Source organism: Streptomyces sp. NPDC056144, assembly GCF_042264145.1.
GTDB lineage: Bacteria > Actinomycetota > Actinomycetes > Streptomycetales > Streptomycetaceae > Streptomyces.
Genome location: NZ_JBHJVF010000019.1, coordinates 1 through 22,348 on the forward strand (window position 1 = coordinate 1; position 22,348 = coordinate 22,348).

At 70.7% G+C, this 22,348-nt stretch carries 24 protein-coding genes; 8 read left to right on the top strand and 16 right to left on the bottom strand.

Annotated elements, in window-relative coordinates; all coding sequences use genetic code 11:
- Nucleotides 1–301: 301 nt before the first annotated feature.
- Nucleotides 302–964: a DNA-3-methyladenine glycosylase gene (locus ACFC0Z_RS33870; protein WP_376446334.1), complete on the bottom strand. Its 663-nt coding sequence runs from the start codon at nucleotides 962–964 to the stop codon at nucleotides 302–304.
- A gap of 86 nt (nucleotides 965–1,050) precedes the next feature.
- Here ACFC0Z_RS33870 and ACFC0Z_RS33875 point away from each other — a divergent pair, with 86 nt between their 5' ends.
- The 3 genes from ACFC0Z_RS33875 to ACFC0Z_RS33885 all read left to right on the top strand — a co-directional run bounded on the left by ACFC0Z_RS33875 (nucleotide 1,051) and on the right by ACFC0Z_RS33885 (nucleotide 3,092).
- Nucleotides 1,051–1,833: a sporulation protein gene (locus ACFC0Z_RS33875; protein WP_376446337.1), complete on the top strand. Its 783-nt coding sequence runs from the start codon at nucleotides 1,051–1,053 to the stop codon at nucleotides 1,831–1,833.
- Nucleotides 1,834–1,878: 45 nt separating this feature from the next.
- Nucleotides 1,879–2,418: a YbhB/YbcL family Raf kinase inhibitor-like protein gene (locus ACFC0Z_RS33880; RefSeq protein WP_376446340.1), complete on the top strand. Its 540-nt coding sequence runs from the start codon at nucleotides 1,879–1,881 to the stop codon at nucleotides 2,416–2,418.
- 164 nt (nucleotides 2,419–2,582) lie between these two features.
- Entirely contained in the window at nucleotides 2,583–3,092 is a 510-nt protein-coding gene (locus ACFC0Z_RS33885; RefSeq protein WP_376446342.1) for an HNH endonuclease, read from the top strand.
- A gap of 59 nt (nucleotides 3,093–3,151) precedes the next feature.
- Here the strand turns inward: ACFC0Z_RS33885 and ACFC0Z_RS33890 are convergent, their stop codons facing one another.
- From ACFC0Z_RS33890 to ACFC0Z_RS33905, 4 genes are all read right to left on the bottom strand, one after another.
- Complete coding sequence (locus ACFC0Z_RS33890) at nucleotides 3,152–3,925, bottom strand: sulfite exporter TauE/SafE family protein (RefSeq protein WP_376446345.1); 774 nt, start codon at nucleotides 3,923–3,925, stop codon at nucleotides 3,152–3,154.
- Nucleotides 3,926–4,017: 92 nt separating this feature from the next.
- The gene (locus ACFC0Z_RS33895) at nucleotides 4,018–4,959 is read right to left on the bottom strand and encodes an SPFH domain-containing protein (protein ID WP_376446348.1); all 942 of its coding nucleotides are present in this window, start codon (nucleotides 4,957–4,959) and stop codon (nucleotides 4,018–4,020) included.
- 111 nt (nucleotides 4,960–5,070) lie between these two features.
- On the bottom strand, nucleotides 5,071–5,499 hold the full coding sequence (locus ACFC0Z_RS33900; RefSeq protein WP_376446351.1) for an NfeD family protein: 429 nt from the start codon (nucleotides 5,497–5,499) through the stop codon (nucleotides 5,071–5,073).
- Between the two features lie 123 nt (nucleotides 5,500–5,622).
- Nucleotides 5,623–6,420, bottom strand: a complete 798-nt coding sequence (locus ACFC0Z_RS33905; RefSeq protein ID WP_376446352.1) for an ABC transporter ATP-binding protein — start codon at nucleotides 6,418–6,420, stop codon at nucleotides 5,623–5,625.
- A gap of 147 nt (nucleotides 6,421–6,567) precedes the next feature.
- Here ACFC0Z_RS33905 and ACFC0Z_RS33910 point away from each other — a divergent pair, with 147 nt between their 5' ends.
- On the top strand, nucleotides 6,568–7,359 hold the full coding sequence (locus ACFC0Z_RS33910) for a hypothetical protein (RefSeq protein WP_376446355.1): 792 nt from the start codon (nucleotides 6,568–6,570) through the stop codon (nucleotides 7,357–7,359).
- A gap of 297 nt (nucleotides 7,360–7,656) precedes the next feature.
- On the opposite strand, the gene ACFC0Z_RS33915 is transcribed toward ACFC0Z_RS33910, so the two are convergent.
- The 3 genes from ACFC0Z_RS33915 to ACFC0Z_RS33925 all read right to left on the bottom strand — a co-directional run bounded on the left by ACFC0Z_RS33915 (nucleotide 7,657) and on the right by ACFC0Z_RS33925 (nucleotide 9,834).
- The gene (locus tag ACFC0Z_RS33915) at nucleotides 7,657–7,899 is read right to left on the bottom strand and encodes a chaplin (protein ID WP_376446357.1); all 243 of its coding nucleotides are present in this window, start codon (nucleotides 7,897–7,899) and stop codon (nucleotides 7,657–7,659) included.
- 152 nt (nucleotides 7,900–8,051) lie between these two features.
- Nucleotides 8,052–8,696, bottom strand: a complete 645-nt coding sequence (locus ACFC0Z_RS33920) for a response regulator (RefSeq protein ID WP_376446360.1) — start codon at nucleotides 8,694–8,696, stop codon at nucleotides 8,052–8,054.
- Entirely contained in the window at nucleotides 8,689–9,834 is a 1,146-nt protein-coding gene (locus ACFC0Z_RS33925; protein ID WP_376446363.1) for a GAF domain-containing sensor histidine kinase, read from the bottom strand. Before ACFC0Z_RS33925 ends, ACFC0Z_RS33920 begins: the two co-directional genes overlap by 8 nt.
- A 427-nt stretch (nucleotides 9,835–10,261) precedes the next feature.
- Between ACFC0Z_RS33925 and ACFC0Z_RS33930 the strand changes: the two genes are divergently transcribed.
- A complete protein-coding gene (locus tag ACFC0Z_RS33930; RefSeq protein ID WP_376446365.1) occupies nucleotides 10,262–11,059 on the top strand; it encodes a transglycosylase SLT domain-containing protein in 798 nt (265 codons plus the stop codon).
- Between the two features lie 80 nt (nucleotides 11,060–11,139).
- Here the strand turns inward: ACFC0Z_RS33930 and ACFC0Z_RS33935 are convergent, their stop codons facing one another.
- The gene (locus ACFC0Z_RS33935) at nucleotides 11,140–13,755 is read right to left on the bottom strand and encodes an FHA domain-containing protein (protein WP_376446368.1); all 2,616 of its coding nucleotides are present in this window, start codon (nucleotides 13,753–13,755) and stop codon (nucleotides 11,140–11,142) included.
- Nucleotides 13,756–13,953: 198 nt separating this feature from the next.
- Between ACFC0Z_RS33935 and serB the strand changes: the two genes are divergently transcribed.
- The gene (serB, locus tag ACFC0Z_RS33940) at nucleotides 13,954–15,168 is read left to right on the top strand and encodes a phosphoserine phosphatase SerB (protein WP_376446371.1); all 1,215 of its coding nucleotides are present in this window, start codon (nucleotides 13,954–13,956) and stop codon (nucleotides 15,166–15,168) included.
- A gap of 88 nt (nucleotides 15,169–15,256) precedes the next feature.
- Here serB and ACFC0Z_RS33945 read toward each other — a convergent pair whose 3' ends face one another.
- The 4 genes from ACFC0Z_RS33945 to ACFC0Z_RS33960 form a co-directional block, all read right to left on the bottom strand.
- Nucleotides 15,257–15,775 (bottom strand): histidine phosphatase family protein, encoded by a 519-nt coding sequence (locus ACFC0Z_RS33945; protein ID WP_376446373.1) that lies wholly within the window; start codon nucleotides 15,773–15,775, stop codon nucleotides 15,257–15,259.
- Between the two features lie 35 nt (nucleotides 15,776–15,810).
- On the bottom strand, nucleotides 15,811–16,017 hold the full coding sequence (locus ACFC0Z_RS33950) for a hypothetical protein (protein ID WP_376446376.1): 207 nt from the start codon (nucleotides 16,015–16,017) through the stop codon (nucleotides 15,811–15,813).
- A gap of 159 nt (nucleotides 16,018–16,176) precedes the next feature.
- Nucleotides 16,177–16,293, bottom strand: a complete 117-nt coding sequence (locus tag ACFC0Z_RS33955; protein WP_360812186.1) for an SGM_5486 family transporter-associated protein — start codon at nucleotides 16,291–16,293, stop codon at nucleotides 16,177–16,179.
- A 17-nt stretch (nucleotides 16,294–16,310) separates the two neighbouring features.
- Nucleotides 16,311–17,609 (bottom strand): CynX/NimT family MFS transporter, encoded by a 1,299-nt coding sequence (locus tag ACFC0Z_RS33960; protein WP_376446379.1) that lies wholly within the window; start codon nucleotides 17,607–17,609, stop codon nucleotides 16,311–16,313.
- A gap of 84 nt (nucleotides 17,610–17,693) precedes the next feature.
- On the opposite strand from ACFC0Z_RS33960, the gene ACFC0Z_RS33965 reads away from it, so the two are divergent.
- Nucleotides 17,694–18,422, top strand: a complete 729-nt coding sequence (locus ACFC0Z_RS33965; protein ID WP_376446382.1) for a FadR/GntR family transcriptional regulator — start codon at nucleotides 17,694–17,696, stop codon at nucleotides 18,420–18,422.
- On the opposite strand, the gene ACFC0Z_RS33970 is transcribed toward ACFC0Z_RS33965, so the two are convergent.
- From ACFC0Z_RS33970 to fabG, 3 genes are all read right to left on the bottom strand, one after another.
- Entirely contained in the window at nucleotides 18,412–18,819 is a 408-nt protein-coding gene (locus ACFC0Z_RS33970) for a hypothetical protein (protein ID WP_376446385.1), read from the bottom strand. The two genes, ACFC0Z_RS33965 and ACFC0Z_RS33970, sit on opposite strands and share 11 nt — an antisense overlap.
- Nucleotides 18,820–18,984: 165 nt before the next feature.
- Entirely contained in the window at nucleotides 18,985–19,761 is a 777-nt protein-coding gene (gene fabI, locus ACFC0Z_RS33975; protein ID WP_376446387.1) for an enoyl-ACP reductase FabI, read from the bottom strand.
- A gap of 4 nt (nucleotides 19,762–19,765) precedes the next feature.
- Nucleotides 19,766–20,485: a 3-oxoacyl-[acyl-carrier-protein] reductase gene (fabG, locus tag ACFC0Z_RS33980; protein ID WP_376446390.1), complete on the bottom strand. Its 720-nt coding sequence runs from the start codon at nucleotides 20,483–20,485 to the stop codon at nucleotides 19,766–19,768.
- Between the two features lie 319 nt (nucleotides 20,486–20,804).
- Here fabG and ACFC0Z_RS33985 point away from each other — a divergent pair, with 319 nt between their 5' ends.
- Nucleotides 20,805–22,328: a TldD/PmbA family protein gene (locus ACFC0Z_RS33985; protein ID WP_376446393.1), complete on the top strand. Its 1,524-nt coding sequence runs from the start codon at nucleotides 20,805–20,807 to the stop codon at nucleotides 22,326–22,328.
- Nucleotides 22,329–22,348: the final 20 nt, after the last annotated feature.

Consider the following 22,348-nt stretch of genomic DNA (forward strand, 5'->3'; position numbering starts at 1 on the left):
AAGGTGCGGACGCTTCCTTTGTTCCTGTTTCCAGGCCCTCCGGGCGCTTCCTTCGTTTCCGACTCTATCAGATCTTTCCGATCCGATTTCCTCGGCGCTTTCCGGTCCCTTTTGTTTTCACTCCGGGGGCCTTTCGGCGTGTCCACTACGTTAGCTGATTTTCTCGGCGCCTCATAATCGAGGGTTTCGATTCGAATTCCGGCATGCCGAAATAAGCCCCGTTTGGGGAATCATCGTGTGTAGTGGGTGGCGGCTGCGGGGTGCTCGATAAGCAGGCCCGTGACCAGTTGCTCGGGCTACGTTAGACGAGTCGCTTCCCCGAGTCAAGGGGGCGCTTCCTGGGAGTGTGGGGGCGGTAGGGGCTGACGGTGGGGTCGCCGGTGATCCAGTAGCGCCAGGGGTGGGGAGCGCCGTCGCCGCCCACACCCGTTCGGGGGCCGTTCTCGACGAGGTCGCGGGTGGGTGGGGTGCCCGTGAGGAGGGCGAGGGGGGCGTTCTCGTCGGCGCAGGTGTCGGTGCCGTTGAGGGAGAGGGTGACGTCCAGGGCGGTGGCCAGGCGGGCGGGGCCCTTGGCCAGCTCCTTGTCGTTGCGGGCCGAGCGACGGCGGGGGCGGGCCTGCTCGGCGCCCGTCAGGATCTCGCCGGCGCGCAGGAGGACCCCGCTCGCCTCGCCCTCGGGGCCGCAGACCAGGTTCAGGCAGTGCCACATGCCGTACGTGAAGTAGACGTACGCGTGTCCGGGTGGGCCGAACATGACGTGGTTGCGCGCGGTGCGGCCGCGGAAGGCGTGCGAGCCGGGGTCGATCGCGCCGGCGTACGCCTCCACCTCGGTGAGGCGCACCTCTATACGGCCTTCGGGTGTATTGCGGACGAGGGTGCGGCCCAGGAGATCGGGGGCCACTTCCAGGACGGGGCGGTCGAAGAAGGACCGCGGGAGGGGCGTACGGCCGGGGCTCTCGCTCATGGCGTCCGAGGGTAGTGGCGGGCGGCGGGGAACCGGCTACCGTCGTCGCGCGTATGTAGGGGCAGTACCGAGAAGGAGTGGAAGTCATGGGATTCAAGAAGCTGCTCGCGAGCCTGGGCTCCGGTGGGGCCACCGTGGAGACCGTGCTCACCGAGGCGAACGTCGTTCCGGGCGGTGTCGTCCAGGGCGAGGTCCGTATTCAGGGCGGCAGCGTCGACCAGCAGATCGAGGGGCTCTCGGTCGGGCTCCAGGCCCGGGTCGAGGTCGAGGGCGGTGACCAGGAGCACAAGCAGGACATCGAGTTCGTCAAGGTGCGTCTGGGCGGTGCCTTCGAGGTGAAGGCCGGGGCCGTGCACGTGGTGCCGTTCGGTCTGGAGATCCCGTGGGAGACGCCGGTGACGACGGTCGCCGGTCAGCAGCTGCGCGGCATGGACATCGGTGTGACGACCGAGCTGGAGATCGCCCGTGCGGTGGACTCCGGTGACCTGGACCCGATCAACGTGCACCCGCTGCCGGCGCAGCAGGCGATCCTGGACGCCTTCATCAACCTGGGCTTCCGCTTCAAGAGCGCGGACATGGAGCGCGGGCACATCCGGGGCACCCGGCAGAAGCTGCCCTTCTACCAGGAGATCGAGTTCTTCGCGCCGCAGCAGTACCGCGGGCTGAACCAGGTCGAGGTCAGCTTCATCGCCGACGAGCACGAGATGGACGTCGTCCTGGAGATGGACAAGAAGCCGGGTCTCTTCGGTGAGGGCAGCGACTCCTTCCGTGCCTTCAAGGTGGGGCTGAACGACTTCCACGCCACCGACTGGTCGGCGTACCTCAACCAGTGGCTCGCCGAGGTCGGCGGCCGTCGCAACTGGCTCTAGGCTCGACAGCGCCAGCGTTGACGGACGATTCGGGAGGTACTCGACGTGACCGAGGCTAAGCGGGCCCCGCTTCCTCATGACTTCCACCCGCCGGTGGCCGCGTTCACCGTGGTGAGCGACGACATCGCGCCGGGCGGGGTGCTGAAGGACGCCCAGGTGTACGCGGAGGGGAACACCTCTCCGCACCTGCGGTGGGAGGGGTTCCCCGAGGGGACCCGGAGTTTCGCCGTCACCTGTTTCGACCCGGACGCCCCTACGGGCAGCGGGTTCTGGCACTGGTCGCTGATCGACATCCCCGTGGAGGTCACGGAGCTGCCCGTGGGTGCCGGGTCCGGATCGTTCCCCGGCCTGCCGGCCGGTGCCGTGCACGTGCGGAACGACTACGGGTCGCGGGACTTCGGTGGCGCCGCTCCCCCGCCCGGGGACCCGGCGCACCGGTACGTCTTCACGGTGTACGCGGTGGACAGCGAGAAGCTCGGCCCCGACGCGGACACGTCGCCGGCGGCGATCGGTTTCAACCTGCGGTTCCACACGCTGGGGCGTGCCCAGCTGATCGGCGAGTACGCGGCTCCCGCGGCGGTCTGATCGTTCGTTTGTTGTTTGCCCGCTTCTGGTCTTGGAGAGATCAGAAGCGGGCATCTTTTGTTGCGCGGGAAATTGCGTTGTCCGACCCCGGCCGGCCCGGCCATCGTTGATCCAGGCTCCACGCCCTGCTCCGGGGCGGGGCCGGCACACGGGAGGTGGGCACAATGCGGGACACGCTGGTACTGAACGCGAGCTTCGAGCCGCTGTCGACGGTCACTCTCAACCGTGCGGTGGTGCTTGTCCTGACGGACAAGGCCGTCGTCGAGCAGGCCCATCCCGATCTGCGGATGCGGGGTGCCGCCGTCGATCTTCCGGTGCCGCGGGTGATCAGGCTCTGCCGGTACGTGCGGGTGCCGTTCCGAAGACACGCGCCGTGGTCGAGGCGCGGGGTGTTGATACGGGACCAACACCGGTGCGCGTACTGCGGGCAGCGGGCGACGACCGTGGACCATGTCGTGCCGCGGGCGCAGGGTGGTGGGGACAGCTGGCTGAACACGGTCGCCTCCTGCGCCGAGGACAACCACCGCAAGGCCGACCGGACGCCGGAGCAGGCGGGGATGCCGTTGCTGCACGAGCCGTTCGTGCCGACGCCGGCGGACGCGATGCTGCTCGCGATGAGGTCGAGTGAGCGGTCGGCGCTGCCGCAGTGGCTGGCCGGCGACTCGGCGGCGTAACGGGTACGGAAAGGGGCCCGCCTCCTGTGTCAGGGGGCGGGCCCTTTCGCGTACGCCCGCTACTTGAGGGTCAGTTGGAGGATCGCGACGATGCCGACGGCGATGATCACTCCGCGCAGGACCGTCGGCGGAAGCTTGCGGCCGACCTTGGCGCCGATCTGTCCGCCGATGGTGGAGCCGACGGCGATGAGGAGGACGGCCGTCCAGTCGAACTCGGCGACGAAGAGGAAGAACACGGCGGCGACGCCGTTGACCAGGGCGCCGAGGATGTTCTTGACGGCGTTGATCCGCTGCAGGGTGTCGTGGAGCAGCAGGCCCATGAGGGAGAGGTAGAGGACTCCCTGGGCGGCACCGAAGTAGCCGCCGTACATGCTGGCGAGGAGGAGGCCGACGAGGAGGACGGGGCCGCCGTCGGGGTGGGCCTCGGTGCCGGTCTGTTCGCGGCGGCGCTGGACGGCGGCGGCGATGCGGGGCTGGAGGAGGACGAGGACCAGCGCGAGGCCGATGAGGACGGGGACGATCGCGTCGAAGGCGTCGGACGGCAGGGCGAGGAGGAGGATCGCGCCGATGAGGCCGCCGACGAGGGCCACGCCGCCGAGGCGCAGGATGCGGCTCTTCTGGCCCGCGAGTTCGCGGCGGTAGCCGATGGCTCCGCTGATGGAGCCGGGGACGAGGCCGAGGGCGTTGGAGACGTTCGCGGTGATCGGAGGGAGTCCGGTCGCGAGGAGGACCGGGAACGTGATCAGCGTTCCCGATCCGACGATCGTGTTGATGGTGCCGGCTCCGATGCCGGCGGCGAAGACTGCCAGGGCTTCCCAGATGGACAACGCCATCTCCTTACAGGGTCAGTGGTTCGCCTCCCCGCCCCGAGGTCGTCGGAGTCGAGGGGCTCGCACTGATCATGCAGGAGATGTGCGTGTACGCGTCAGTCGACCTGGGGTTCTTCTCGCCTGGCGGACGGGACGCCGTCCTTGGTGTTGAAACCGGGCACGCCGCCGCCGAGGTTGCCGAAGGCGCCGGAGAGGCCCTTGAGGGCGTCGCCGATCTCGCTGGGCACGATCCAGAGCTTGTTGGCGTCGCCCTCGGCGATCTTCGGGAGCATCTGGAGGTACTGGTACGAGAGGAGCTTCTGGTCCGGGTCACCGGCGTGGATGGCCTCGAAGACCGTACGGACGGCCTGGGCCTCGCCCTCGGCTCGGAGCGCGGCGGCCTTGGCCTCGCCCTCGGCGCGGAGGATCGCGGACTGCTTCTCGCCCTCGGCCGTGAGGATCTGGGACTGGCGGGTGCCCTCGGCGGTGAGGATCGCGGCGCGCTTGTCGCGCTCGGCGCGCATCTGCTTCTCCATCGAGTCCTGGATGGAGGTCGGCGGCTCGATCGCCTTGAGCTCGACGCGGTTGACGCGGATGCCCCACTTGCCGGTGGCCTCGTCCAGGACGCCGCGCAGGGCGACGTTGATGTCCTCGCGGGAGGTGAGGGTCCGCTCCAGGTCCATGCCGCCGATGATGTTGCGCAGGGTGGTGACGGTGAGCTGCTCGATCGCCTGGATGTAGCTGGCGATCTCGTAGGTCGCGGCCCTGGCGTCGGTCACCTGGTAGTAGATGACCGTGTCGATGTTGACGACGAGGTTGTCCTGGGTGATGACCGGCTGGGGCGGGAAGGGGACGACCTGCTCGCGGAGGTCGATGCGGTTGCGGATCGTGTCGATGAACGGGACGACGATGTTCAGACCGGCGTTCAGCGTGCGAGTGTAGCGGCCGAAGCGCTCCACGATCGCCGCGCTGGCCTGCGGGATGACCTGGATCGTCTTGATCAGGGCGATGAAGACGAGCACCACCAGAATGATCAGGACGATGATGACTGCTGACATCGTGTTCCCCGTACCCTTCGCTGCCGGTTGACTGCCGGGTTGCTTTCGATGATCCAGTTTCCCAGACGGCGGAACGTCATGGGTGAGGTTCGGCCAATGGGTGCGGTTCCGTCACATGACCACGGCCGTGGCGCCGTCGATCTCCACCACGTCGACCCGCTCGCCCGGTTCGAAGGTCTGACCGGTGTCGAAGGTCCGGGCGGACCAGACCTCGCCGGCGAGCTTCACGCGGCCGCCGTCGCTGTCGACCCTTTCCAGGACGACGGCCTGACGGCCCTTCAAGGCCTCGACGCCGGTGGCGAGTCGGGGCCGGTCGTGGCGGTGGCGTGCGGCGATCGGGCGGACGACGGCGACGAGGGCCGTCGAGACGACGGCGAAGACGACGACCTGGGCGACGGCACCGAAGCCGAGTGCGGCGGTGACCGCGCCCGCGACGGCGCCTACGGACAGCATGCCGAACTCCGGCATCGCGGTCAGGACCAGCGGAATGCCGAGCCCCACCGCGCCGATCAACCACCAGACCCACGCGTCGATGTCCACGTGGTCAATGGTAGGGCGGTGGGGCTGTTCCGTGACAGGGCGCGGAAGTTGGCGCGCGCCGCTGTTATGGCGGCGGCTGTGGGGGTTCTGGCGGCTGTGCGGGTCGCCGGTCCCCCGGGCGGGTCACTTCAGCGGCAGGCCGTGCGCGGTCCAGCGGTCGCCGACGCGCTCGACGACGAGCGGGAGGCCGAAGCAGTGCGAGAGGTTGCGGGAGGTGAGTTCCATCTCCACGGGGCCGGCGGCGAGGACCTTGCCCTGGCGGATCATCAGGACGTGGGTGAAGCCGGGCGCGATCTCCTCGACGTGGTGCGTGACCATGATCATGGAGGGGGCGTACGGGTCCCGGGCGAGGCGGCCGAGACGGCGGACGAGGTCCTCGCGGCCACCGAGGTCGAGGCCGGCGGCGGGCTCGTCGAGGAGGAGGAGCTCGGGGTCGGTCATCATCGCGCGGGCGATCAGGGTGCGCTTGCGCTCGCCCTCGGAGAGGGTCCCGAACTTGCGGTCCAGGTAGTCGCTCATGCCGAGGCGGTCGAGGAAGGCCTTGGCGCGCTGCTCGTCGACCGGGTCGTAGTCCTCCTGCCAGGTCGCCGTCATGCCGTACGCGGCGGTGAGGACGGTCTGGAGGACGGTCTGCCGCTTGGGCAGCTTCTCCGCCATCGCGATGCCGGCCACGCCGATCCGGGGGCGGAGCTCGAAGACGTCGGTGCCGACGCCGCCCAGCTGCTCGCCCAGGATGTGGGCGGTGCCCTTGGTGGGGAAGAGGTAGCTGGAGGCGATGTTCAGAAGGGTCGTCTTGCCGGCGCCGTTGGGTCCGAGGATGACCCAGCGCTCGCCTTCCTTGACCGACCAGGAGACCTCGTCCACCAGAGCCCGTCCGTCGCGGACCACGGATACGTCCACCAGCTCCAGTACATCGCTCATGAGCGCGTTGTCTCCCCTTGCGGTCGAGTCGTGTCGTCGCCTTGCGCCGATGGGCGCGGCGTCCAGGGGAAAACCTACGTTATCGAGCGGGCGGGCCGGTCCGTAGGGCTTCGTTTGGGCCCGCCGCACGCGCCCTAGTCTTGGGGAATGCTTGTCGAACCACGTTCAGGACGCCTGGCCGCCTGGGGCAATGCCCTGCTGGCCGGGGCGGTGTCGCCGGACGACGCGGCGCTGGCGATTGTCGGGGATGACGCGGTGCACCGCGTCGAGGGGCTGCCGGGTGAGGCGGGGCCGGTGGGGCTGACGCTGGCCCTCGGGCGGCTGCGGCGGCTCGGGGTGACCGGGTGGCGTGTCGCGCTACCGGCGCCGGGGCATCCGCTCGGGTTGAGCGGGCCGCCGGACTTCAACGCGCGCGCGTTGGAGGCGGAGGAGGCGGTGGTGGGCTTCGGCGCGCCGTACGGGCTCGTGCCGGAGGTCTCGGAGGCGGGTCCCGCGGGTGACGTGCACGTCGAGGTCGTCTGGCGCTGCCTCGCGGTGCGGGAGGCGCCCCCCGCGGACGTACCGTCGCTCAGCGAGGCGGAGCGGGAGCTCGCGGAGGCGCTGCGGGACGCGACGGCGGTACTGACGCGGCTGGACGTGGCGGCGTCGGGGCCGGCGGCGGAGGCGGCGCGCGAGGCGTACCGGGCGCGGGCGGAGGTGGGGCGCGAGGTCCTGGCCCCCGGGTATCCGCCGCGGGCGGTGCGGGTCCTCGAGCTGGCCCAGCGGGTGGGTCTGATGGTGGACCTGGCGTACGGGAACGGGCACGGGGGCGCGGTGAGCGCGTCCGAAATGGCGGCGCGGGGGGAGGCGCTGCGGCCGGTGGAGCGGGTGGCTCGACGGGCGCAGGTCGCCGCGTACAACGCGTACGTGGAGGAGAGGGAGCGGGGGCGGGGGGTCTGACCCTTGCGGGTCGGGAGGCCTCGGGGCCTGCCCCCTGGTCCCGCGTTCCTGGCCCTGCCTGACCTCGCCTGAGCCTTGGGCCCTAGGCCCGCCTGGTCCTGTATGGGTTGCTGGTCCCTTGGGGGTCGGGGCTCGGGGGCCAGGGACGCGCGTCGGGTGGGGGTGCGGGGACGGGCGACGCCCTAAGGGGTTGTGCCCACCCGTTCCGCCCTGCGGAACGACTGCCCACAACCGGCCGGCCCACCCACAAAAGGACCGGCCCCCGGGGATCGCCCGGGGGCCGGTTTGCTTGGGGGGTCAGGCGTTGACGGCGCCGTTGCCGAAGGCCGGGTTGAGCAGGCCGATCACGTTGACCGTGTTGCCGGAGACGTTCACGGGGACGTGGACCGGGACCTGCACCAGGTTGCCGGAGCCGACGCCCGGCGAGTTGAGGGCCTTGCCCGTGGCCTCGGCGCCGTGGGCGGAGGCGACACCCGCACCGGCGGCGACGATGCCACCGGCGACCATGGTGAGGGCAGCGGCCTTCTTGAGGTTCTTCACTTGGTACATCCTCCTGGTCATCGCTGCGGCAGGTCCGCCGCAGCACGCCATGGAGAACGCCGCCGCCCCCGTCCGGTTGCGCCGAACGGGGGATGTACACACGACCGTATGAAGTACTGAACGGTCGTGCGCCCCGGCGCACAGGGGGCGCGTCAGTCGGTGAGGCCGTGCCGGACGGCCCAGAGGGCGGCCTGGGTGCGGTCGGACAGGTCGAGCTTCATGAGGATGTTCGAGACGTGCGTCTTGACCGTCTTCTCGGAGAGGACGAGCGCGCGGGCGATCTCGCGGTTGGAGCGGCCGTCCGCGATGAGGCCGAGGACCTCGCGCTCGCGCTCCGTGAGGACCGAGCCCCGTCCCGTACCGCTGGGGGTGTCGTCCTGGCTGAGGAGGGCGTCGGCGACCTCGGGCTGGAGCAGGACGTGCCCCGCGTGGACGGAGCGGATGGCGCCGGCCAGGGCGTCGGGGTCGATGTCCTTGTAGACGTATCCGGAGGCGCCGGCGCGAAGCGCGGGGACGACCGTGCGCTGCTCGGTGAAGCTGGTGACGATCAGGACCCTGGCCGGGTTGGCGAGCTCACGGAGCCGCTTGAGCGCCTCGACGCCGTCCATGCCGGGCATCTTCACGTCCATGAGGACCACGTCCGGGCGGAGCTCCTCCACCAGGGCCACGCCCTCGGCTCCGTCGGCGGCCTCCCCCACCACCTCTATGTCGTCCTGCACCTCCAGGAAGGTGCGCAGACCTCGGCGGACGACCTGGTGGTCGTCGACCAGCAGGACACGGATCGGCTTGTCAGCCACCGGGAACCTCCATCTCGATCGTGGTGCCCTCGCCCGGGGCCGAGGTCACGGTGAGGGCGCCGCCGACGCCGCTCGCCCGGTCGCGCATGGAGACCAGGCCGAGGTGGCGTCCGGCGCTGCGGACCGTACGTGGGTCGAAGCCCTTGCCGTCGTCGGTGACGGTGAGCCGGGCGCCCTGGCCGCTGCGGGTGAGGGCGACGGTGACGCGCTCCGCGTCGGCGTGGCGCAGGGCGTTGTGCAGGGCTTCCTGGGCGACGCGGAGGACGGCCTCCTCCTGGGCGGCGGGCAGGGCGCGCACGCCCGCGCTCTCGAAGGTGACCCGGGCGGTGTGGGCGCGGTCCATGACCTGGATCTGGGTGCGCAGGGTGTGGACGAGGCCGTCCTCGTCGAGCGCGGCGGGGCGCAGCTCGACGACGGCGGCGCGCAGCTCGTCGGCGGCCTCGGCGGCGAGGGCGGCGACCTGCTGGAGCTCGCCCTTGGCGCGGGCCGGGTCGCGGTCGACGAGGGCGGCGGCGGCCTGGGCGGTCAGGCGGAGCGAGAAGAGCTTCTGGCTGACGGCGTCGTGCAGCTCGTGGGCGAGGCGGGAGCGCTCCTCGGCGATGGTGAGCTCGCGGCTGCGCTCGTACAGACGGGCGTTGGTGAGGGCGATGGCCGCGTGCTGGGCGAGGATGCCGAGCAGTTCCTCGTCCTCGGCGGTGAAGCCGCCCTCCCCGTCGCTCTTGGGTCCTCTCTTGTTGGCGAGGAAGAGGGCGGCGAGGATCTCGTCGCCGTCCCTGACGGGGAGGCCGAGGAAGTCGGACATCTCGGGGTGGGCGGCCGGCCAGCCCCCGAAGCGGGGGTCCTCGCGGACGTCGGCGAGACGCTCGGGGCGGGCCTGGTGGAGCATCGCGTCGAGGATGCCGTGCTGGCGGGGCAGGGGGCCGATCGCCTTCCACTGGGCGTCGCTGACGCCGTCGACGACGAACTGGGCGAAGCCGCCGTGGTCGTCGGGGACGCCCAGGGCCGCGTACTCGGCGTCGAGGAGCTCGCGGGCGGAGGCGACGATCGTCTTGAGGACGTCGCGGACCTCCAGGCGGCGGCTCATCGCGAGGAGTGCGGTGCTCACGGCGGCGAGGCCGGAGCCGGGTCGGTGGCTCATGTGGTCACCGTACCGGCGGGGTGTGACCGTCCGTATCCGTCCGGGGACCGCCGGGTGGGGGTCGCGGGACCTAGGTCGTAGGGCCCGCCGGTCCCTCTCCTACCGGAGGAGTACGGACTCTCACCGTGTGCGTTGCTGCCGCAACGGTCGGTGAGTTCGTTACGTGGCCGATGTGAGCCCGCGCATAGGACGCACATCACTTACGAAGGCGCCTAGTGGAACCCCGGAGGGCGGAATCCATGGGGTGGCGGGGTCGTAGCGGCCGTTCGGTGGGTCGTGCACGAGTCCCTGATCCACTATCCCGGATCGTACGTCACACCTTTGCCACGGCTTTTTGCTGCCGCTAAGAATTGCCCCCGTCGCCGCCCAGCAGGCGCAGCGCCGCCCCGGCGGAGCGACCCCCAGCGATTCGAAGAGGTAGCCGAGCATGACTGCGAAGACCCCTGGCCACAGTCGTGGTCTGAAGAAGACCCAGAAGGCCTCGATCGCCGGTGTCGCCGCCCTGAGCGCCGCGGCCCTCACGTTCTCCCTCGTCCAGGGCAACGGTTCCACCGAGACCGAGCCGGTGGCCCTCGCCGCCGGTACGCAGCAGGTCGCCTGGTCGTACGACGCCGCCAGCCCGCAGGCGAAGGCGCTGGCCACCAGCCTCACCGAGCAGCACACCGCCGTGGGCCTGAAGGCCCAGCAGGAGGCCGCGGCGAAGGCCAAGGCCGCCGCCAAGGCCAAGGCGGACGCCAAGGCGAAGGCCGACGCGCAGGCCAAGGCCGCCGCCAAGGCGAAGGCCGCGGCCAAGGCCAAGGCGGACGCGCGGGCCAAGGCCGCCGCGAAGGCGAAGGCCGACGCGAAGAAGCGCGCCGCCGAGAAGACCGCCGCGAGCCGCTCCGTCGCCCGCACCCCGGTGTTCGCGAACAACCTCGACGGCTGGATCCGCGAGGCGCTGTTCATCATGGACAAGCACAACATCCCGGGCAGCTACAACGGCCTGCACAAGAACATCATGCGCGAGTCCAGCGGCAACCCGTACGCCATCAACAACTGGGACGTGAACGCCATGAACGGCATCCCGTCCAAGGGTCTGCTCCAGGTCATCTACCCGACCTTCAAGGCGTACCACGTGCCCGGCACCAAGTTCGACCAGTACGACCCGGTCGCCAACATCGTCGCCGCCGCCAACTACGCGGCCGACCGCTACGGCTCGATCGACAACGTCAACAGCGCGTACTGATCACACCTGGTCCGCTGTACGCCGAAGGGCGGCACCCCCGCGCGGGGCGCCGCCCTTCGGCGTACGTACGGCCTCGGTCGTTACTTGCGCATGACCTCGGGCTCGTGGCGGCGCAGCAGCCGGGCCACGAGGACGCAGCAGACCGTGGCCATCAGCAGCTGGATGCCGAGGTCCAGGCTCCACTGGCCGACCGTGTGCTCCCACAGCGGGTCGGTGTTCGTGGGGTCCTTGTGGTCCCACGGCGGCATGAGGACGGCCAGGTCCAGGGTGGTGCCGGCGCCGGCGATGCCCCAGCGGGAGGGCATGAGCCAGGCGAACTGCTCCAGGCCCGGCGAGCCGTACACCTGGAAGAGGATGCCGGTGAAGACGACCTGGATGATCGCGAACATGACCAGCAGCGGCATGGTCTTCTCGGCGGTCTTCACCAGGGCGGAGATGACCAGGCCGACCATCATCGAGGTCAGGCCGAGGGCGATGACCTGGACGCAGAGCTCGACGGCCGGCGGCATGAACAGGCCCTCTTCGGGCAGCGCGCGCGTGGAGAAGCCGATGCCGCAGATGATCACGCCCTGGAAGGCCGTGATCAGGCCGAGGACGATGACCTTGGACATCAGGTACGCGGAGCGGGAGAGGCCGACGGCGCGTTCCCGCTCGTAGATGACCCGCTCCTTGATCAGCTCACGGACCGAGTTGGCCGCGCCGGAGAAGCACATGCCGACCGCGAGGATCAGCATGATCGTGCCGGCGTCGCCGTTGAAGCGGGACGGCGGCGTGGGTCTGCCGAGGCCGAAGTCGGCGGGGATGACGACGGAGACGGCGCCGAGGACGGCCGGCAGGATCACCATCAGGGCCATGAAGCCCTTGTCGGAGGCGATGACGGAGACGTAGCGGCGGATCAGGGTCCACAGCTGGGAGCCCCAGCCCTGCGGCTTCGGCGGCCTGGCCATCGCCTGCTGCGGCATCTGGACGGGCTGCGCGGCGACGGCGTCGATCTCGGCGGCGTACATCTGGTAGTGCTGCGAGCCCTTCCAGCGGCCCGCCCAGTCGTAGTCGCGGTAGTTCTCGAAGGCGGAGAAGACGTCGGCCCAGGTGGAGTAGCCGAAGAAGTTCAGCGCCTCCTCCGGCGGACCGAAGTACGCCACCGAGCCGCCGGGGGCCATGACGAGGAGCTTGTCGCACAGGCCCAGCTCGGCGACCGAGTGGGTGACGACGAGGACCGTGCGGCCGTCGTCCGCGAGGCCGCGGAGCAGCTGCATGACGTCGCGGTCCATGCCCGGGTCGAGGCCGGAGGTCGGCTCGTCCAGGAAGATCAGCGAGGGCTTGGTGAGGAGCTCCAGGGCGACGGAGACGCGCTTGCGCTGGCCACCGGAGAGGGAGGTGACCTTCTTCTCCTTGTGGATGTCGAGCTTGAGCTCGCGCAGGACCTCGTCGATGCGGGCCTCGCGCTCGGCCTCGGCGGTGTCGCCGGGGAAGCGTAGCTTGGCCGCGTAGCGGAGCGCCTTCACGACGGTCAGCTCCTTGTGCAGGATGTCGTCCTGCGGGACCAGACCGATGCGCTGGCGCAGCTCGGCGAACTGCTTGTAGAGGCTGCGGTTGTCGTAGAGGACGTCGCCCTCGTTGGCCGGGCGGTAGCCGGTCAGCGCCTTGAGGAGGGTGGACTTGCCGGAGCCGGACGGGCCGATGACGCCGATCAGCGACTTCTCGGGGACGCCGAAGGTGACGTCCTTGAGGATCTGCTTGCCGCCGTCGACGGTGACCGTGAGGTGGCGGGCCGAGAAGGAGACGGAACCGGTGTCGACGAACTCTTCCAGCTGACCCCCGACGATCCGGAACGTCGAGTGGCCGACGCCGACGATGTCCTGCGGGCCGAGGAGGGCGGTGCCGCCCTTGGGGATCGGCTGGCCGTTGACGTACGTGCCGTTGTGCGAGCCGAGGTCGCGGATCTCGAAGCGGCCGTCGGGCGTGGCGTGGAACTCGGCGTGGTTCCGGGAGACCTGGAGGTCGGAGACGACCAGTTCGTTCTCCAGGGCACGGCCGATGCGCATGACGTGACCGAGGGCCAGCTGGTGGAACGTGGTGGGGCTGCGGTCCGCGTAGGCCGACGACGCCCCCGAGGCGCCGCCCTGCCCCTGAGGAACCGGGGAGCCCTGGGGAGCCGGGGAACCCTGCGGCGCGTGGGGGGCCTGGGGGCCGCCCTGCTGCTGCGGGAGGTGCGGCTGCGCCTGCTGCGGGTTCTGCTGCCAGCCCTGCTGCTGGTGCGGCTGCGGCGGCTGGTGCTGCTGCGGCTGGTGCGCGGCCCATTCGGCCTGGGCGCCGGCCTGGGCCGGGGCGCCCTGGTGGGCGGGGGCCTGGTGCGGGGCCGGCTGCTGGGCCCGCTGCGGGGCAGGGGCGCCGGCGGCGGCGAGATTCAGCCGCGGGCCGTCGGTCGCGTTGCCCAGGTGGACGGCCGAGCCGGGGCCGATCTCCAGCTGGTGGATCCGCTGCCCCTGGACGAAGGTGCCGTTGGTGGAGCCGTGGTCCTCGATGACCCAGCTCCGGCCGCCCCAGCTGATGGTGGCGTGCCGCCACGAGACCCTGGCGTCGTCGATGACCAGGTCACCCTGCGGGTCCCTGCCCAGGGTGTACGACCGGGACGGATCGAGCGTCCAGGTCCTGCCGTTCAATTCCAGTACGAGTTCTGGCACTCCATGCCCCACTACTTGTCCCCCGATGTCCCCCCGTCTTCGGGAGTCCAGGGATGGCGAATCATCCTGGGGAACTATTTCAGGCCCGGTCCCGTCTCCGGAAGTCGGGCTGCTGGAAGAGGTGTACGGCGAGTTCACCGGCCAGTCGGGTGTCCGCTGGGCGGGACGGGGGGCCGGGTGGCACGCGGTGCCCGATACGGTGGAACCACCATGAGCGCATCGCAGACCTCAGACCTTCCCACCCTTCTCGTCAAGATCTTCGGGAAGGACCGGCCCGGGATCACCGCCGGGCTCTTCGACACCCTCGCCGCCTACTCCGTCGACGTCGTGGACATCGAGCAGGTGGTCTCCCGCGGCCGCCTCGTCCTGTGCGCGCTCGTCACCGAGCCGACCGTCGCCTCGCAGGGCGAACTGCGGGCGACCATCCACAGCTGGGCCGAGTCCCTGAAGCTCCAGGCCGAGATCATCTCCGGTACGGGTGACAACCGCCCGCGCGGTGAGGGCCGCTCGCACGTCACCGTGCTCGGCAACCCGCTGACGGCCGAGCAGACGGCGGCCATAGCGGCCAGGATCGCGGAGGCCGGCGGCAACATCGACCGTATCTTCCGTCTCGCGAAGTACCCGGTGACCGCCGTGGAGTTCGCCGTCTCCGGGTGCGAGACCGAGCCGCTGCGGACCTCGCTCGCGACCGAGGCCCACACCATCGGGGTGGACGTGGCCGTGGTCTCGGCCGGGCTGCACCGGCGGGCGCAGCGGCTCGTCGTCATGGACGTCGACTCGACGCTGATCCAGGACGAGGTCATCGAGCTCTTCGCGGCGCACGCGGGGTGCGAGGACAAGGTCGCCGAGGTGACGGCGGCGGCGATGCGCGGCGAGCTGGACTTCGAGCAGTCCCTCCACGCGCGCGTGGAGCTGCTCGCGGGCCTCGACGCCTCGGTGGTCGACAAGGTCCGCGCGGAGGTACGGCTGACGCCGGGAGCCCGGACCCTGATCCGTACGCTCAAGCGGCTCGGCTACCAGGTGGGTGTCGTCTCCGGCGGGTTCACCCAGGTCACCGATGACCTGAAGGAGCGGCTCGGGCTCGACTTCGCCTCCGCCAACACCCTGGAGATCGTGGACGGGAAGCTCACCGGGCGGGTGACCGGCGAGATCGTCGACCGCGCGGGCAAGGCGCGGTTGCTGCGTCGCTTCGCCCAGGAGGCGGGGGTGCCGCTGGCGCAGACGGTGGCCATCGGCGACGGGGCGAACGACCTGGACATGCTGAACGCGGCCGGGCTCGGTGTCGCCTTCAACGCCAAGCCCGTGGTGCGCGAGGCCGCCCACACGGCGGTGAACGTGCCGTTCCTGGACACCGTGCTGTACCTGCTGGGGATCACGCGCGAAGAGGTCGAGGTCGCCGACGGCGGCGAGGACCTGCTGCACTGAGTCGTCGGCACGTCGTCGGCACGTCGTCCGTACGAGGAAGGGCCCGGTCGTCCGTGGACGGCCGGGCCCTTCCCGTACCCCGGGAACGTCAGGCGTGCGGCGTCCAGAAGTCCACGAGCCGGCCGACGCCGTGCTCCACCGACTTCCAGCTGCCGGTGAAGGTGAGGACGGCGATGGCGGAGGTCGGGAAGCCGCTGCGGTTCATCCGGGGCAGCAGGTCGTCCTCGGAGTCGCCGGCGAGGGCGTCGGCGAGGGCGTGCACCCCGGGGTTGTGGCCGATGAGGAGGACGTTCGCCACCTCGTCGGAGGTCTCGTTGAGCACGGCGATGAGCTCGCCGAGCGAGGCCTCGTAGATCCGGTCCTCGTACACGGTCCTGGGTCGCTGGGGCAGTTCGGGGACGGCCAGCTTCCACGTCTCGCGTGTGCGGGCGGCGGTCGAGCAGAGGGCCAGGTCGATCGGGATGCCGGTCCCTGCGAGCCAGCGGCCGGCGACGGGGGCGTCCTTGCGGCCCCGGTCGGCGAGGGGCCTCTCGTGGTCGGACTCCTGGCCCCAGTCGGCCTTGGCGTGACGCAGCAGCACGATCCTGCGGGGTGTATCGACGCTCATGGTCAACAGCTTTGCACGAAAAGGCCCACGGTGACTCAGAGAGAGAGCGTTTGCCGGAGTTGGTCGAGGACCCCCGTGACTCCCAGGTCACCAGCGGTCGCCTGCGCCCCACCAGGCCCCGATATGAGCAGGAAGAGGAGGACGAGGAAGGCGGCGACGGGGAGGGCGAGGGCCCACCAGGGCAGTCGGGTGCCGACCGCGGCCGGCAGGGGCCGGGTGCTGAGGTGCGAACGGGCCGACATGGCCGCCTCCGTGGGATGGGGAACCGAGATCCGCGCCGTCTCCGACGCTGGTTTCACCGTACGGATCGGGCGGCCCCGGGCCCATCAGGTGATCCACCCACTTCACCCTGAGACTCTCCCCCTAGGGGATGGGGGGTTTCCCCCACCTTCGCCTACCCGTCAGGGGGAGGCGAAGGAGGCGATGAGGGCGATGACCACGGTGATGCCGAGCATCGCGCCGAGCACGACGAGCAGCTTCTTCTGGCCGTTCTGGGGATTGGGTTCGAGGACTGGCATGGAGCCAGTCTCGCATCTCAGCATTCGTCCTCGATCGTCCGGTCCCGCCCGGCGAGGGTTCCCACGATCATCTGCGGGATCATCAGGCCGCCCATGAGGGCGATGGGCAGTCCCCAGCCGCCGCTGTGCTGGTAGAGCACGCCGACGAGGAGGGGGCCGGGGATCGAGATGAGGTAGCCGACGCTCTGGGCGAAGGCGGACAGCCGGACGACGCCGGCGCCGGTCCGCGAACGCATCCCGATCATCGTGAGGGCGAGCGGGAAGGCGCAGTTGGAGATGCCGAGCAGCACGGCCCAGGCCCAGGCTCCGGCGGCCGGGGCGAAGAAGAGGCCGGTGTAGCCGGTGAGGCCGCAGAGGGCGAGGGCGACGACGATCGGTCCCTGGGTCCGCATGCGGGTCGCGAGCCGCGGGATGACGAAGGCGAGCGGGACGCCCATGACCATGGTGACGGCGAGGAGCACGCCCGCGGTGGAGGCGGGGACGCCGGCGTCGCGGAAGATCTGCGGCATCCAGCCCATGGTGATGTACGCGCCCGTGGCCTGGAGGCCGAAGAAGCAGCCGAGGGCCCAGGCGGTGCGGCTGCGGGTGACGCGCGGGGCGTCGGTCGCGACCTGTGCGGAGGAGCCGGACGGGGCCGTCACGGTCACCTGCTCCGTACGGCCCCGGCCCCTGTCCCTTACGACGAGCGGGATCCAGGCGAGGACGGCGAGCGCGGCAAGGGCTGCCCAGACGCCGAGGCCGAGACGCCAGTCGCCGCCGAGGGCCTCGGTCAGGGGGACGGTCGCGGCGGCCGCGAGCGAGGTGCCGAGGGCGAGCGCCATCGAGTAGAGGCCGGTCATGGTGCCGACGCGGTCGGGGAAGTACCGCTTGACGATCACCGGCATCAGGACGTTGCTGACGGCGATGCCCATGAGGGCGAGGGCGCTGGCGGCGAGGAAGGCGGCCGTGCCGGAGGCGAAGGGGCGGAGCACGAGGCCGAGGAAGATCGCGGCCATGCCCGCGCAGACGACGGCGGCGGGGCCGAAGCGGCGGGCGAGGCGCGGTGCGGTGATGCCGAAGACCGCGAAGCAGAGCGGTGGGACCGAGGTGAGCACACCGGCGACGCTGCCGCTCATGTGCAGGCCTGCGCTGACCTCTTCGAGGAGCGCGCCGAGGCTGGTGATCGCGGGGCGCAGGTTGAGGGCGGCGAGGACCAGGCCGAGGGGGACGAGAACGAGGGTCCAGCGGGCGGGGCCGCCGGGCACGGGGGTGTGGGCGGAGGAGGACCCGGTGGGGGCCTTGGTATCGGTGGGGAGGGTCTTCGGCTCGGCAGGCATGACCCCATCATAGAATCATGGGATGATTGGTTGTCCAATCTCGAACCAGTCGCTCTTCCGTCGCCCTTCAAGGGAAGGTGTTCCATGGCTCTCGGCCACCCACGGCGCGCAGGTCTCTCCGATCAGGTGATCGCCGAACTGCGGAACCAGATCACCTCGGGCGAATGGCCGGTGGGGTCGCGCATCCCCACCGAACCCGAACTGGTCGAGCAGTTGGGCGTCGCCCGCAACACCGTGCGCGAGGCGGTCCGCGCGCTCGCGCACAACGGGCTCCTCGACATCCGCCAGGGCTCGGGGACGTACGTCGTCGCCACCAGCGAGCTCGCGGGCGTCATGCACCGGCGGTTCGCCGGCGCCGATCCCCGGCACGTCGCCGAGCTGCGCTCGACCCTGGAGTCCGCCGCCGCGCGCTTCGCGGCGGAGCGGCGCTCGGAGCGGGACCTGAAGCAGCTCGACGCGCTGCTCGCGCGGCGCGAGGAGGCCTGGGAGTCGGGAGAGGCGGAGCGGTTCGTGACGGCCGACGCCGCCTTCCACCACGCGGTCGTCGCCGCCTCCGGCAACGACGTCCTGACCGAGCTGTACGCGGACCTGGGCGATCTCCTGCGGGAGTGGCTGCGCGGGGACGTGGGCCAGGAGCTGCGGCCGGAGAACCACATGGACCACGCACGCCTGGTGGACGCGATCCGCGCGGGCGACGCGGAGCGGGCGGGCACGGAGGCGGCCGCGTACCCCTTCACGTGTCTCGGGGGCGGGAACCCGCCGGAGGCCACGTCTACGGCTACGGCTACGGCCACGGCTACGGCTACGGACTGACCGGTTCCACCTGCTCGTGGGTGACCCAGGCGGAGCCGACCTCCTTCCAGCAGCGGCCGCTGATCCGGGCGTAGTCCGCGGCGCCGACCTCGACGGGGGCGCTGTCGGTGTCGACGTCCCACCAGCGGTCGCACTCGACGTGGAGGCGGACGCGGTCGGTGCCGGGATACGGGTTCTGGCAGTAGGCGGTGACACGGGAGCCCTGGACGACGGTGCGGCAGGAGGCCCCGAAGTTCTCCGGCTCGCCGCTCTCCGGCTCGTGGGCGGTGGAGCGGCTTCCGGCCGGGAGTTCCTCGGCCGGGGCGGGCACGTCGCGCACCTCGGCGGCGACGGCGGTTCCTGCGAGCAGAGCGGCGACCAGGGCGAAGGCCCCGAATCCGTCACGTATCGCGCGCATGCCCGTACCTCCTCCCCGTCAGCAGCAGAACCTCACGCTCCGCACCAGTCTGGGGCGATTCGCGCGACTTTTCGAGTCGAACGGGTCGGGGAACGCCGAGGGCCCGCACGCCCACCCGAATGGGTGAACGCACGGGCCCTGGTGTGCGCGGGGGCGCCGGTCGGCTCAGGCGCCGATCGCGTGCAGACCACCGTCGACGTGGATGATCTCGCCGGTCGTCTTCGGGAACCAGTCCGAGAGCAGCGCGACGATGCCGCGGCCGGCCGGCTCCGGGTCCTTGAGGTCCCACTCCAGCGGGGAACGGCTGTCCCACACGGCGGCCAGATCGCTGAAGCCCGGGATGGACTTGGCGGCCATGGAGCCGAGCGGGCCCGCCGAGATCAGGTTGCAGCGGATGTCCTGCTTGCCGAGGTCGCGCGCCATGTAGCGGCTGGTGGCCTCGAGAGCGGCCTTGGCCGGGCCCATCCAGTCGTACTGCGGCCAGGCGTACTGCGCGTCGAAGGTGAGGCCGACGACCGAGCCGCCCTCCGACATGAGCGGCAGGACCGCCATGGTCAGCGACTTCAGGGAGTACGCGGACACGTGCATGGCCGTGGCGACGGACTCGAACGGCGTGTTCAGGAAGTTGCCGCCGAGGGCGTCCTGCGGCGCGAAGCCGATGGAGTGCACGACGCCGTCGAGGCGGTCGCCCAGGTTCTCGCGGACCAGGCCTTCGAGGCGGGCGAGGTGCTCGTCGTTGGTGACGTCGAGCTCCAGGACCTTCACGTTCTCGGGCTTGGGGAGCTTCTTGGCGATGCGCTCGGTCAGCGAGGGCCGGGGCCAGGCGGTGAGGATGATCTCCGCGCCCTGCTCCTGGGCCAGCTTCGCGGCGTGGAAAGCGATGGAGGACTCCATCAGCACACCGGTGATCAGGATGCGCTTGCCTTCGAGAATTCCGCTCATGTGATCAGTGACCCATGCCCAATCCGCCGTCAACCGGGATGACGGCTCCAGTGATGTACGAGGCGTCGTCGGAGGCGAGGAACTTCACCGCCGCGGCGATCTCCTCCGGCTGCGCGTAGCGGCCGAGCGGCACCTGGGACACGATGCCCGCGCGCTGCTCGTCGGTGAGGACCGCGGTCATCGCGGTGTCGACGAAGCCGGGGGCGACGACGTTGAACGTGATGTTGCGCGAGCCGAGCTCACGCGCGAGGGAACGGGCGAAACCGACCAGGCCGGCCTTGGAGGCGGCGTAGTTGGCCTGGCCCGCGGAGCCCAGCAGACCGACGACCGAGGAGATCAGGACGACGCGGCCCTTCCGGGCACGCAGCATCCCCCGGTTGGCGCGCTTGACGACCCGGAAGGTGCCGGTGAGGTTGGTGTCGAGGACGGACGTGAAGTCCTCCTCGGACATGCGCATGAGGAGCTGGTCCTTCGTCACGCCGGCGTTGGCCACGAGGACCTCGACCGCGCCGTGCTTCTCCTCGATCTCCTTGTACGCCTGCTCCACCTGCTCCGCGTCGGTGATGTCGCACCGGACGGCCAGGCAGCCGAGATCGGCCAGCTCGGCCGGGGGCTCGCCGGAGCGGTACGTGATCGCGACCTTGTCGCCGGCCTCGGCGAACGCGCGGGCGATGGCGAGGCCGATGCCCCGGTTTCCTCCGGTGACGAGAACCGAGCGGCTCAACGGATCACCCTTTCGATAGCGGTCTGATACCCGAAAACCTATCGGTTGTAGTTGCTGCATGAGGAATCGACCTCCGACAGTGGCGCCCGGGCCTCGCTGTCGGGTCCCTACAGCTCGGGGAGCGGTGCGCAGCGGGTGCGGGAGGGGTCCGGGAGCGGGCCGGGAGCGGCCTCGGAGCGGTCCAGGAGCGGTCTCGGGGCGAGTTATCCACAGGTCCGGCCGGATGCGCCCACTCGGTCGGCCGTCCCGTGGTTGACTTCCGGAACAGCCCCACCTTGATCTTCCGACCCTCTTCCGATCACCGAGAGCGAGGCCGCTCGTGGTCCACCAGATCGACCCTTCGTTCGTCGCGCTGCCGCTGCGGGCGCTCGCCGACGCGGCGCTCGCCCGGGCGCGGGCGCTCGGCGCCGAGCACGCCGACTTCCGCCTGGAGCGGGTGCGCAGCGCCTCCTGGCGGCTGCGCGACGCCAAACCGTCCGGTTCCTCGGACACCACCGACCTCGGGTACGCGGTCCGCGTCGTGCACGGTGGGGCCTGGGGGTTCGCGTCCGGGGTGGACCTGACGATGGACGCGGCCGCGCGGGTCGCCTCGCAGGCGGTGGCCATGGCCAAGCTGTCGGCGAAGGTGATCGCCGCGGCGGGTTCGGACGAGCGCGTGGAGCTGGCCGCCGAGCCGGTGCACGCCGAGCGGACCTGGGTCTCCTCGTACGAGATCGACCCCTTCTCCGTACCGGCCGAGGAGAAGAGCGCGCTGCTCGCCGACTGGAGCGGGCGGCTGCTGCGGGCGGAGGGCGTGGCGCACGTGGACGCGTCACTGCTCACCGTCCACGAGAACAAGTTCTACGCGGACACGGCGGGCACGGTCACGACCCAGCAGCGTGTGCGGCTGCACCCGCAGCTCACGGCGGTCGCCGTCGACGAGACGACCGGTGAGTTCGACTCGATGCGGACGATCGCGCCGCCGGCGGGACGGGGCTGGGAGTACCTGACCGGCACCGGCTGGGACTGGGACAAGGAGCTGGACGAGATCCCGGCGCTCCTCGCCGAGAAGATGCGGGCGCCGAGCGTCGAGGCCGGGCGGTACGACCTGGTCGTGGACCCGTCGAACCTGTGGCTGACGATCCACGAGTCCATCGGTCACGCGACCGAGCTGGACCGGGCCCTCGGGTACGAGGCGGCCTACGCCGGCACCTCCTTCGCCACCTTCGACCAGCTGGGCAAGCTGGCGTACGGCTCCTCCGTCATGAACGTGACGGGCGACAGGACCGCCGAGCACGGCCTGGCGACGATCGGGTACGACGACGAGGGCGTCGAGGCGCAGAGCTGGGACCTGGTGAAGGACGGCACGCTCGTCGGCTACCAGACGGACCGGCGGATCGCGCGGCTCACCGGCCTGGGCCGGTCGAACGGCTGCGCCTACGCCGACTCCCCCAGGCACGTGCCGGTGCAGCGGATGGCGAACGTCTCGCTCCAGCCCGATCCGGGCGGTCTTTCGACGGAGGACCTGATCGGCGGCGTCGAGCGGGGCATCTACGTGGTCGGCGACCGCTCGTGGTCGATCGACATGCAGCGGTACAACTTCCAGTTCACCGGGCAGCGCTTCTTCCGCATCGAGAACGGCCGGCTCGCCGGGCAGCTGCGGGATGTCGCGTACCAGGCGACGACCACCGACTTCTGGGGCTCGATGGAGCAGGTCGGCGGCCCGCAGACGTACGTGCTCGGCGGCGCCTTCAACTGCGGCAAGGCCCAGCCGGGCCAGGTCGCCGCGGTCTCGCACGGCTGCCCCTCCGCCCTCTTCCGGGGCGTCAACATTCTGAACACGACGCAGGAGGCCGGTCGATGAGCGTTCGCCACCAGATTTGC

What these genes read in the sequence shown, in the direction of transcription:
- ACFC0Z_RS33890 (WP_376446345.1), bottom strand. Translation starts at nt 3,925, where the DNA reads ATGGCGTTGTCCATCTGGGAAGCCCTGGCAGTCTTCGCCGCCGGCATC.
- ACFC0Z_RS33970 (WP_376446385.1), bottom strand. Translation starts at nt 18,819, where the DNA reads ATGCGCGCGATACGTGACGGATTCGGGGCCTTCGCCCTGGTCGCCGCT.
- ACFC0Z_RS33965 (WP_376446382.1), top strand. Translation starts at nt 17,694, where the DNA reads ATGGCTCTCGGCCACCCACGGCGCGCAGGTCTCTCCGATCAGGTGATC.
- ACFC0Z_RS33895 (WP_376446348.1), bottom strand. Translation starts at nt 4,959, where the DNA reads ATGTCAGCAGTCATCATCGTCCTGATCATTCTGGTGGTGCTCGTCTTC.
- ACFC0Z_RS33910 (WP_376446355.1), top strand. Translation starts at nt 6,568, where the DNA reads ATGCTTGTCGAACCACGTTCAGGACGCCTGGCCGCCTGGGGCAATGCC.
- ACFC0Z_RS33870 (WP_376446334.1), bottom strand. Translation starts at nt 964, where the DNA reads ATGAGCGAGAGCCCCGGCCGTACGCCCCTCCCGCGGTCCTTCTTCGAC.
- fabI (WP_376446387.1), bottom strand. Translation starts at nt 19,761, where the DNA reads ATGAGCGGAATTCTCGAAGGCAAGCGCATCCTGATCACCGGTGTGCTG.
- ACFC0Z_RS33945 (WP_376446373.1), bottom strand. Translation starts at nt 15,775, where the DNA reads ATGAGCGTCGATACACCCCGCAGGATCGTGCTGCTGCGTCACGCCAAG.
- ACFC0Z_RS33960 (WP_376446379.1), bottom strand. Translation starts at nt 17,609, where the DNA reads ATGCCTGCCGAGCCGAAGACCCTCCCCACCGATACCAAGGCCCCCACC.
- ACFC0Z_RS33955 (WP_360812186.1), bottom strand. Translation starts at nt 16,293, where the DNA reads ATGCCAGTCCTCGAACCCAATCCCCAGAACGGCCAGAAGAAGCTGCTC.
- ACFC0Z_RS33875 (WP_376446337.1), top strand. Translation starts at nt 1,051, where the DNA reads ATGGGATTCAAGAAGCTGCTCGCGAGCCTGGGCTCCGGTGGGGCCACC.
- ACFC0Z_RS33930 (WP_376446365.1), top strand. Translation starts at nt 10,262, where the DNA reads ATGACTGCGAAGACCCCTGGCCACAGTCGTGGTCTGAAGAAGACCCAG.
- ACFC0Z_RS33885 (WP_376446342.1), top strand. Translation starts at nt 2,583, where the DNA reads ATGCGGGACACGCTGGTACTGAACGCGAGCTTCGAGCCGCTGTCGACG.
- ACFC0Z_RS33925 (WP_376446363.1), bottom strand. Translation starts at nt 9,834, where the DNA reads ATGAGCCACCGACCCGGCTCCGGCCTCGCCGCCGTGAGCACCGCACTC.
- ACFC0Z_RS33950 (WP_376446376.1), bottom strand. Translation starts at nt 16,017, where the DNA reads ATGTCGGCCCGTTCGCACCTCAGCACCCGGCCCCTGCCGGCCGCGGTC.
- ACFC0Z_RS33905 (WP_376446352.1), bottom strand. Translation starts at nt 6,420, where the DNA reads ATGAGCGATGTACTGGAGCTGGTGGACGTATCCGTGGTCCGCGACGGA.
- serB (WP_376446371.1), top strand. Translation starts at nt 13,954, where the DNA reads ATGAGCGCATCGCAGACCTCAGACCTTCCCACCCTTCTCGTCAAGATC.